We start from the raw sequence: 6,000 nt of genomic DNA, 5'->3' as shown, positions 1-6,000 counted from the left end.
TGCCGCCCTGCTCGGTGATCCAGCGCCGCACATCTTCGGCGCGCCAAGCCGTGACTCCTGCCGACAGCTTCACCGGGCTCGGAAACGAGCGCGCACGGACCTGTCGCCACAGCGTGGACTTCGATATCGGCACGAACGCGAGCACCTGACGCTGGCGCAGGAAGCCCGTGTCGGGCAAGCAGGGTGAGGGGTTGTTGGCCGCGCCGGACTCGGTCGTGCGCAAGGGCGTGGCAGTAGCGGCGCTGCCGGGCAAGGAGGTTCGCATGGGCATGTTCGGTCTCCGCGGCGGACGGCTCCGCCGGAAGGCATGACCAGCTCGTTGCCGCAGCGAAGGGTCACGGTCGGATCGCTGCGGACAGGAACGCGAAGACTCCAGGTTTACCGCCAGTGCGTTCCCAGCTGGCGGTTCATGCGAACCGGCGCTGATGCCCGGCCCTGAAAAAGTGGTTGCTGATGGCGGGATGCCAGCGTTGCCGCTGGTCGCCTCAAGCGCAATCAAGGCAGGTGTCGACTGCGACGCCATCGACCTTCGATGGGAGGAGCGCTGCGACCCGTGGAGCCGCCATGCGCCTGCGTGAGACCGTAGCGCCGGCGATCAGTGAACGCACGTCGAGTGCAGCGTTCGCCTGCTAAACGGCGGCCTTGCGCGGGCGCTACGCGGTGGCGACTCGCGGCGCCGGGGTTTCATCGTTCTCGCCGTCGCCAGATGCGCCAGCCTCGGCAACTGGCTCGGCGGACGGCAAGGCAGAAATCGCCGCGTCTTGGCCGGCCAGGGCACTCGCATCGTCGCGTGTCGCATCTTCGACCGAATCACCCTGCCCCTCGATCTCGACCTCCGGTGCGTTCATGCGCCGCCGCAGTCCCGACGCGAAGTTGCGTGCCGCGGTGGCGACGCCGCGCACCTGGCGCTTCACCAGCGCACGCTGCTTGTCGACCTCGCGCGTGGTGATGACCTCGTGAATCTCCAGCGTCTGCAGCAAGGGCATCAGCTGGTCGAGCTTGCCGAGCAGTTCCAGATACCGCCGGCCGCTCGACGACAGCACGCCCACCTCGATCTCCAGCGCTCGAGTGTCGTAGGTCGCCACCCGCGTGATTCCGTGCGCCTTGAAGAGCGCTTCGGCGCCGTCGATGGCGCGGTCAAGCGCAGCCGAGACGGCATCCAGGCGCTCGCGCAGCGCCGTCTCGACGCGCGCAACGTCCTCGGGGTCCAGGCGCGTGCGCGCGATCACCGAGATGAAGTGCGCGTTGAGTTGCAGCGTCGCGAACATGCGCACGAACAGTCGCTTGCCCTCGGCGCTGGTGAAGCAGGCCGGCATCTTCACGCTCGCCGCCTCGACACGCCGATAGTCGACCTTGGCCTCGCGCGCGAGGATGCGCTCGTTGACGCCACCCTGGTCCACCCGCACGATCTGCAGGCTGGTGGTCGTCGGCAGGACATCGTTGTGCATGGGCCTCTCCCGCAACAATCACACTGAGAACGCGCTGGCGGCCAGTGTTCGCCGCGGCCGGCACCCATCGCCACGCGAAACGGCCGCGCGGCGGCGGTGGTTTCGCCATCAGCCCACGCCACGCGGCCCCAACCCCGTTGACCGCTGCCGATCGCGTCGCTACCTTTCGCACACGCAGCAGCTGGCCCTGCGTCCACCCCGGCAAGCCCTGTTGATCCTTGTGCGCATGCGAGCGGTTCGAACCCTTCGACCGCTTCGCATCCCGAGCGCGCTTTCGAGCCGTTGACTGCCCGGGCCCCGTGCGGCCGACGGCTGTAACGCGCGCTTCGATCGGTTGCTGGCATCCCGATCCCGCGGCACGCGCCGCGCCCAGCCAGCCCTTGAAGTCAGCCGCCGGCTCCGAGCCGGCATTCGTCACCCCGTGGGGCCATCGCCCCGCGGGCGGTCATGGCCTCCGCGTTCCCCATGGAGCCAACATGCCACATCCCCGAGCATCGCTCGAACGTTCCCGCGCGCCCCTCTTCACGGCCGGCGCCTACTGTGATTCGTTTGACGACGTCCCGACCGAGGACGACGACATCGCCCAAGCCGGCGCAGAGACCATCGACTGGACCGAGCAGGACGTCGTGTTCCTGCACTGGCGCCTGCTGCAGGAGGTCGAGGCGTTGTCGGATCCCGACACGCCGCTCGAAGCCAAGCTCGACACGCTGCGCTGGGTGTTCACCGAGCGCGAGAAGGACTCGCGGCCGTTCTCGTTCGTGAACTGCCTGCGCGTCGTCGGCTGCAGCCCGCTGTCGCCGATTACCTACTGCGGCCTCGTCGATGCCGAGGAGATCCGCAGGCGCATCCGCCATGGCGTGAAGCGCTGGCTGGAAGCCACGCTGACGCGCTACCCCGAGTGGGTGCGTGAAGCCGTCGCCCGCAATCCGGAGTGGGTCGAACTGCAACTCGCCCGCAATCCGCAGTGGATCAACCAACAGGTCCGCGCGGTCGCCCTGCAGGGCGACCTGTTCGCCTGAGCCCTTCGCCTGAGCCCTTCCCGGCCGCCGCCGCAGCGCGGCGACCACCACATCAAGGAACACACCATGTCCCGCTTCTATCGCGCGGCCGGCGTGCTGGCCGTTCTCGCATTGCACGCACTCGGCGCCCACCTGGACGCCATCGATTCGCCTTCGCCGCCCTCGCGCGCCGAAGGCCATCGCCTGCCCGGCGCCAAGCCGGTCCGCTGAGGAGCCGCCATGCACATCGTCTCCCAAGCCGGGCGTGTCGCGGCGCTGCTGCTGCCCGTGCGCGCACCCGAGGATCTCGAGTACCTCGTCAAGGAAAGCGAGATCGTCACCGGCCGGCCCGGCCGCACCTTCGTGATCGCCGGCGCCGACCGCCTTGCCTACCGGCTGCAGTGGCATCCGCTCGGCTTCCAGGTCGAGCGGCTCGACAGCCGCGGCCGCGCGCTGCACGTGCAGCAACTGCTGCTGTTCGAGTTCCTCGACCACCCGCTGCTGGAGGCCTTGCATGCCGGCCAGCTCTTCACCGCGCCGATCGAGTTCGACTCGCCGCGCGGTTGACTCATCCACCCCAAAGGCGGGCGTCCCTTCGGGGGCACCCGCCATGCCGGAGAAACACCATGCAGATTCAAGTCCGCATCAACGAGGAAGGCGCGCTGCGCAACCAGCGCTTCGCCTTCACCGACCGATTCACCCTCGTGTCGGAACTGCTCCAGAACGCCCGGCGCGCAGGCGCCACGTCCATCACCGTCGACCACGACGCCGAGACCAGGACGCTGACCGTCCGCGACAACGGCCGCGGCATCGACGACTTCCAGAAGCTGCTGACCTTCAACGAGTCGGGCTGGGATGAGACCACCTGCGACGCCGAGAACCCGTTCGGCGTCGGGTTCTCGAAGTGCCTCTACGCCGCATCGCGCTGCATCGTGCGGTCGCGCGGTCTGTTCGCGGACTTCGACACCGCTGCCGCGCTGGCACGAACGCCAATCGACGTCGTCGAGTTGGCCGAGGCGCCGGCTGAAGGCACGCAGATCGAGTTGCACGGGGTCGACCTGCCCGACCTGGCCTCGCGCATCGCCACGCTGTGCGCGGGCTTCCCGTGCCGGTGTGCTTCAACGGCAAGCGACTCGAACGCCCGCATGCCCCCGAGCACCTGGCGCTCACCGCGACGCCCGTCGGCGGCCTGCACCTGTGCGGCACGCGCGACGGCGAGCACAGCCACGACACCCTGGTCTATCTGCAGGGCTTCTGCGTGCTGCGCCCGATCTACCACCGCCCGGAGCGCGTGAACGTGCTGCACCTCGATGCGCGCCAGTTCATGGCCCGGCTGCCCGATCGCGACAAGCTGATCGACGAAGACCGGCAGCGCAAGCGCATCGACACCGCGCTGCGCGCCGAATGGCGCCGCGTGCTCGAGGACGCCAAGCGCGCCCTGCCCGCCGACGTGTTCGTCGACAGGTTCTATTCGGCCCTGCGAGGCTGGGGCCACCTGGACCTGCTCAACGACATCGACGCCCTGCCCGCCGCAGTGTTCGACGAGATCTGCGGCTACCCCTACCAGGAGGGCTCGGGCAACCGGGACTACCTGCGGACGGTGGCCGCCGCGCCGGCACGGGTGGCCATCGAGGCCGGCTCGGTCAAGCTGTACTCGATCGACTCGTTCGACGAGAACAACGCCGGCCGCTGGATGTTCGCGCGTGCCACGGGGTGCCTGCTCTTCAACCTGGGCGGCCTGCATCACGAGCATTGGGTGCAAGCCCATGTGCGCTGGCTGGACGACGAGTCGGTCACCGTCGAACCGCTCGGCGAGCGTGTTCGCCGCACGCTGGAAGGCCGCTGGATCTGGCCGGATGTGGTGCTGTGCGCCGCCGTTCGCGTCGGCGTGGGCAGCGATAGCGTGGACATCACCGATGCCGGCGTCCACCACGACGGGGTGCTCCACATCCCGGATGGCGAATGCTCGGGTGAACCGGTGCGTCAGGTCTCGAACTTCACCGACGAGAACGAGCAGTTCCTGGAGTCCGACCTGGACGCGGACCGCGAAGCTTTGGCCGACCTCATCCGTCGGCTGCGCTCCGTCGATCCGAAAGACACGCTCGACTCGCTGCTGCGTGAGTTGAAGCTCGAGCGCTATCCGGTGCTGCATGGCAGGCAGTTCCGCCTGAGCGTCGGCACCGGATCGGACGGCCATGCCGTCGAACTGGCCGATTGAGTTGATGGGTTGGAGGCCTTCGGGCCTCCTCTCCCCAGCGCAGCACCTCGCGTGTGCGCTGCGGAGAGGTTTTCCCGCAGGTCGCAGGCACACCTGGAGCGCGTTGCTCCGAAGCCGGCCCCGAAGTCCCTCCGGCGCTTTAGCGCCGGCCCGCCCGCCATGGCCGCGGAGCCTTGCCCTCAACCGGGCGCAGGCCCGGCGTGGTGGGTTCACCCGTCAAGGAGAAATCATGAAGCGACAACAAGCCATGCCCGTTTCCAAGTGCCGCCGCGGTGGCCGCGGAGGCCGCCATGAATGACACGGCCTTCGAGCATCGCATCGACGAAGCCAAACGCCGCGCACACGGCCGCTGGACCGAGATCCTGCGCAGCCTGGGCGTTGACAATCGCATCCTGGGCAAGCGCAACGGCCCCTGCCCGTCGTGTGGCGGCACCGATCGCTTCCAGTACACCGACAAGTTCGGCGAAGGCAACTACCACTGCCGCCACTGCGGCGCGGGAGGGGGCTTCAAGCTCCTGCAGGCCGCGCTCGGCCTCGACTTCGCGACCGCGCTGCGGCAGGTGGAGTCCTGCGTCGGCGCGCCGGCCCCCGCGCCGAGTGCCCCACCGGCGGCGGTCGAACCGTCCGCGCAGCGCATGCGCCGCCTCGCGCAACGCCTGTGGGACGAAGCCCTGCCCGTCCAGCCCGGCGACGAGGTCGATTGCTACCTGCGCCGCCGTGGGCTGCACCTGCGCCATGCGCCGAGTGTCCTGCGCCGTCACCCGGCGCTGGGCTACTACGAGAAGAACGCCGCCGGCCGCTCCTGCAAGGTGGCCGACTACCCGGCGATGTTGGCCTGCATCCAGGGCCCGGACGGCCACGCGGTGACGCTGCACCGGACCTACCTGAACGACGGCGAGAAGGCGCCGGTACCCGACGCACGCAAGGTGCTCTCGGCCGGCATCAACGGCGCCGCCGTCCGGCTGTGCGAACCGGCGCGTGAGCTCGCCGTAGCCGAAGGCATCGAGACCGCGCTGGCGGTGCACCTCGCGACCGGCAAGCCGGCGTGGGCCGCCGTCAGCGCCGGCAACCTCGAGAAGCTGTGGCTGCCCGAGTGCGTGCGTCAGGTCTGCATCTATGCCGACAACGACGCCGATGGCAGCTTCGAAGGCCAGGCCTGCGCCTACGCGCTGGCCCGTCGCCTGACCCGCAGCACGCCGGGCAACAACGCTCGCCAGGTGCGCGTGTTCCTGCCGCGCCAGCCCGGCCACGACTGGGCTGACGTGTGGCGCATGCGCAGTTCGGCTGCCGAAGCCCAGGCGGCGTAGCGGAACAGAGACATGAACCCCACCGGTCG

The 6,000-nt window shown here is 69.2% G+C and carries 7 protein-coding genes; 5 read left to right on the top strand and 2 right to left on the bottom strand.

Features of this window, described 5'->3' with window-relative positions; all coding sequences use genetic code 11:
• On the bottom strand, positions 1-271 hold a 271-nt coding region (locus Y694_RS01600; RefSeq protein ID WP_036229286.1), incomplete at its 3' end, for an AlpA family transcriptional regulator.
• Between the two features lie 382 nt (positions 272-653).
• Positions 654-1,448, bottom strand: a complete 795-nt coding sequence (locus tag Y694_RS01595) for an AcaB family transcriptional regulator (RefSeq protein ID WP_051495498.1) — start codon at positions 1,446-1,448, stop codon at positions 654-656.
• 476 nt (positions 1,449-1,924) lie between these two features.
• Here Y694_RS01595 and Y694_RS01590 point away from each other — a divergent pair, with 476 nt between their 5' ends.
• From Y694_RS01590 to Y694_RS01575, 5 genes are all read left to right on the top strand, one after another.
• Entirely contained in the window at positions 1,925-2,467 is a 543-nt protein-coding gene (locus Y694_RS01590; protein WP_197028709.1) for a hypothetical protein, read from the top strand.
• 66 nt (positions 2,468-2,533) lie between these two features.
• Positions 2,534-2,677, top strand: coding sequence for a hypothetical protein (locus tag Y694_RS24000; RefSeq protein WP_155935774.1), 144 nt, complete (start codon positions 2,534-2,536; stop codon positions 2,675-2,677).
• A gap of 9 nt (positions 2,678-2,686) precedes the next feature.
• Positions 2,687-3,013, top strand: coding sequence for a hypothetical protein (locus Y694_RS01585; RefSeq protein ID WP_036229249.1), 327 nt, complete (start codon positions 2,687-2,689; stop codon positions 3,011-3,013).
• 538 nt (positions 3,014-3,551) lie between these two features.
• Complete coding sequence (locus Y694_RS01580; protein WP_231497476.1) at positions 3,552-4,664, top strand: hypothetical protein; 1,113 nt, start codon at positions 3,552-3,554, stop codon at positions 4,662-4,664.
• A gap of 290 nt (positions 4,665-4,954) precedes the next feature.
• Positions 4,955-5,971 carry a toprim domain-containing protein gene (locus Y694_RS01575; RefSeq protein ID WP_036229279.1) on the top strand — a complete coding sequence of 339 codons (1,017 nt, stop codon included), beginning with the start codon at positions 4,955-4,957 and terminating at the stop codon, positions 5,969-5,971.
• The last annotated feature ends 29 nt before the right edge of the window (positions 5,972-6,000 follow it).

The organism is Methylibium sp. T29-B (genome assembly GCF_000576225.1).
Taxonomy (GTDB): domain Bacteria; phylum Pseudomonadota; class Gammaproteobacteria; order Burkholderiales; family Burkholderiaceae_C; genus Methylibium; species Methylibium petroleiphilum.
This window is presented reverse-complemented; position numbering and strand designations above follow the sequence as displayed.

Coding starts and splice junctions, on each gene's coding strand:
- Y694_RS01595 (WP_051495498.1), bottom strand. CDS start 1,448: ATGCACAACGATGTCCTGCCGACGACCACCAGCCTGCAGATCGTGCGG.
- Y694_RS01590 (WP_197028709.1), top strand. CDS start 1,925: ATGCCACATCCCCGAGCATCGCTCGAACGTTCCCGCGCGCCCCTCTTC.
- Y694_RS24000 (WP_155935774.1), top strand. CDS start 2,534: ATGTCCCGCTTCTATCGCGCGGCCGGCGTGCTGGCCGTTCTCGCATTG.
- Y694_RS01585 (WP_036229249.1), top strand. CDS start 2,687: ATGCACATCGTCTCCCAAGCCGGGCGTGTCGCGGCGCTGCTGCTGCCC.
- Y694_RS01575 (WP_036229279.1), top strand. CDS start 4,955: ATGAATGACACGGCCTTCGAGCATCGCATCGACGAAGCCAAACGCCGC.